This is a genomic window from Sphingomonas bacterium (assembly GCF_903643035.1).
GTDB lineage: Bacteria > Pseudomonadota > Alphaproteobacteria > Sphingomonadales > Sphingomonadaceae > Sphingomonas.
The window spans coordinates 1-2988 of the sequence record NZ_CAHJWW010000314.1 but is presented as its reverse complement, the minus strand read 5'-3'; the positions used below and the strand labels follow the sequence as shown (position 1 = coordinate 2988).

General features: G+C 71.3%; 3 protein-coding genes. 1 reads left to right on the top strand and 2 read right to left on the bottom strand.

All coding sequences use genetic code 11. The features are described from left to right. Both HUV01_RS14460 and HUV01_RS14455 read right to left on the bottom strand, forming a co-directional pair. Nucleotides 1–1038 (bottom strand): MFS transporter (locus tag HUV01_RS14460; protein WP_254606701.1); only part of this gene is annotated, 1038 nt, incomplete at its 3' end. A 74-nt stretch (nucleotides 1039–1112) separates the two neighbouring features. Then, nucleotides 1113–1562 carry a response regulator gene (locus HUV01_RS14455; protein WP_174298903.1) on the bottom strand — a complete coding sequence of 150 codons (450 nt, stop codon included), beginning with the start codon at nucleotides 1560–1562 and terminating at the stop codon, nucleotides 1113–1115. A 119-nt stretch (nucleotides 1563–1681) separates the two neighbouring features. Between HUV01_RS14455 and HUV01_RS15270 the strand changes: the two genes are divergently transcribed. Next, a partial coding sequence (locus HUV01_RS15270; protein ID WP_254606699.1) for a pseudouridine synthase occupies nucleotides 1682–2988 on the top strand: 1307 nt, incomplete at its 3' end.

Here is a 2988-nt window from a genome sequence, read left to right as displayed (position 1 = left end):
GCGCTGGTCGGCAGGACTGTCGCGCACTACGGTCCAGACGTGCAGACTCCGTACGGCGACATCCCCGACCGCCTGGTCAGCGACATGCGGCCGCAGGAGATGCACGACTACCTCAAGCGGAGGTACACGCGTCGCAGCGTGTTGCGCGGGGCCGCCGCGCATCCGGTTGGTCGCCGCCGCAACGGCGAGCGGGACCAGCACGGTCGCGGCGACGATCCACGGCCCCTCATAACGCAGGAAGTCGGCGGCGGATGGCGCCTTGCCACCCGGCGCGACGGGCGCGAGCATCGCCGCCATGAACCGCCCGATCGCGATCATCGCGCCCAGCCAGCACGAGCCCACGACCAGCAGCGCGGCCAGCCGCCAGCGCGGCGCGAGATCGGCGGGCATGTCGGGCGCCCGATCCTCCGCCGTGCCGCGCCGCTCGGGCGCGATCAGCGCGACGAGCATCAGCATCGCCATGAGCCCCGCCATCAGCAAGTAGACCGCCGGCCACGGCATGCGCGCGGCGAGGAACAGCGCGAACGCACCGCCGACGATGGCGGCGGTGCGATAGCCGAGCTGGTACAGCGCGGACAGCAGCTCGACAGGCGTCGCCTCGTCCGCGACGTCGATGCGCCAGCCGTCGATCGCCACGTCCTGCGTCGCCGATGCCACGGCGCCCAGCACCGCCAGGAGCGCGAAGCGGCCGATCCGCGTCACGGGATCGGTCGCGGCCAGCGTGGCAAGGCAGGCGATCACCGCGAGCTGGCAGGCGACGATCCACCCCTTGCGCCGCCCCAGCCGACCGACGACCGGCAGCGCGAGCCGGTCGACCAGCGGCGACCACAGGAACTTGAACGCATAGGCGAGCCCCGCGAACGCGAGGACCCCGACCGTCGCGAGATTGACCTTCGCCTCTCCCAGCCACGCCGTCAGCGTACCGATCAGCAACGAGAAGGGCAGACCCGACGACAGGCCGAACATCACCATGGATGCAGAGGTACGCGTGCGCAACGCCGCGGCGAGCAGCGCCAATCCCTTCGACCGATCCGTCACCACCACCCCGCCCACGATCCGGCGATCAGCTTAGCGGCTGGAGTCGGCGTGACCAGCGACTTCGCTCGTGGCGACTACCCTTGCGGGAACAGCGTCAGCCCCGCCGGGATGCGTCTGGGTTCGCGCCCGGCCAGCACCGCGTCCACGGCATCGATGGCGGCGAGCATGTCGCGCTGCAGATAAGGCTTCGACAGGCAGCCGACGGCCACCGTCATCGCGTCGGACGGGCGCTGGCCGGTGACGAATATGACGGGCACGTCCGCCGCGCGCGCGGCGATCGCGACATCCATGCCGCTGCCGTCGGCAAGGTTCATGTCCACGAGCACCAGGTCGATCGAGGCGCCATCGCCGATCAGCCGCACGGCCTCCGTCACGCGATCGACCGTGCCGACGACGACATAGCCCGCATCGCCCAGCATGTGCTCCGCGTCGAACGCCACCAACGGCTCGTCCTCCACGACGAGCAGACGCGTGATCCGCCGCTTCTTCCGCCCGAACCATGCCACCAGACCGGGCCCCTTCATCACGACCGCCGGACTGCGGTGTCGTTACGCTTGCGTCCGATAACGCATTGCGGACGCTTAAGGCGCGGCGGCATGCAATATTTTGCCGGAACTGCGGCGAAGCGGGCTATGGCGACGCCATGCCGCCGCCTGACCATCGATCACCCGCCACAGGCGGGAACCCCAGCGCCGACCAGCGAATCGCCAAGCTCCTGGCACGCGCGGGTGTCGCCTCGCGTCGCGAGGTGGAGCGGATGATTGCGGAAGGTCGCGTGGCGCTGAACGGCACGGTCATCCTGACGCCCGCTACCGTGATCCCGTCGCTTGAGGGGATCACCGTTGACGGCGAGCCGGTCGAGGCGCCCGCCCCCGCCCGGCTGTTCCTGTACCACAAGCCTGCCGGGCTTCTGGTGACGGAGCGCGATCCGGGCGGGCGGACGACGATCTATGACCGGCTGCCCGCCGAGCTGCCTCGGGTGATGCCGGTCGGGCGATTGGATCTGGGTACGGAGGGGCTGTTGCTGCTGACCACGGACGGCGAGTTGAAGCGACAGCTCGAACTGCCCGCCGTCGGCGTGCAGCGGGCCTATCGCGCCCGTGCCTACGGCGAAGTCACCCAGCAGGCTCTAGAGGCGCTGATAGAAGGCGTGACGATCGAGGGCGTGCGATATGGATCGATCGACGCGAACCTGGAGCGGCGGACCGGTGCCAACGTCTGGATCGAGATGGTGCTGACGGAGGGCAAGAACCGCGAGGTGCGACGCGTGCTGGAATATCTGGGGCTGCAGGTCAGTCGGCTGATCCGGACCCGCTACGGCCCGTTCGGGCTTGGCGAGCTGCCGCCGGGCGAGGTGGCGGAGGTGCGCGGACACGATATCGCCTCGTTCCGCAAGAACCCGACCCGCATCGACCTGCCGCAACCGGCGCGCCAGCGTGGCGGTCGCGAGGAGACCGTGGGACCCGTGACGACGCCAGTGACGACGCGGGTGATCCGCGGCGCGCGGCCGCCGAAACCGGGACGGGATGACGATCGACGTCCCAGGGAGGCACCGGCCCGGCCGACCCGCGACGGAGCCGTGCGGCCGACGCGTTCGACCACGACGTTGGGGGAGCGCCGTTCCCCGACGGAACGCACGGCAGCATCGCCCGTGCGGCGTGCCGGGCACTCCACGCCGCCCCCCACGCCGCGCCGGCCGCGCGAGGAGCCGCTTCCCGGGACGAGCGGTAACGGACGCGGGGCAGCACGAAAACTGGCGCGCGCGGCTGGTCCGGCCAGAGGCTCTCCACGGCCCGACCGTGGTGCCGCACCCGTGGAGAAGCCGGCCCGCGCCGCTCGCGCACGCGCCTTCCGGGAGACGCGTGATCCCGGCGACACGACCGCTCCGCAGCGGCCACCGCGTGACGTCCGGCCGACCCGGGGTCCCGCCGGAGGTCGCGGCGCACCGCG

What these genes read in the sequence shown, in the direction of transcription:
- HUV01_RS14455 (WP_174298903.1), bottom strand. Translation starts at nt 1,562, where the DNA reads ATGAAGGGGCCCGGTCTGGTGGCATGGTTCGGGCGGAAGAAGCGGCGG.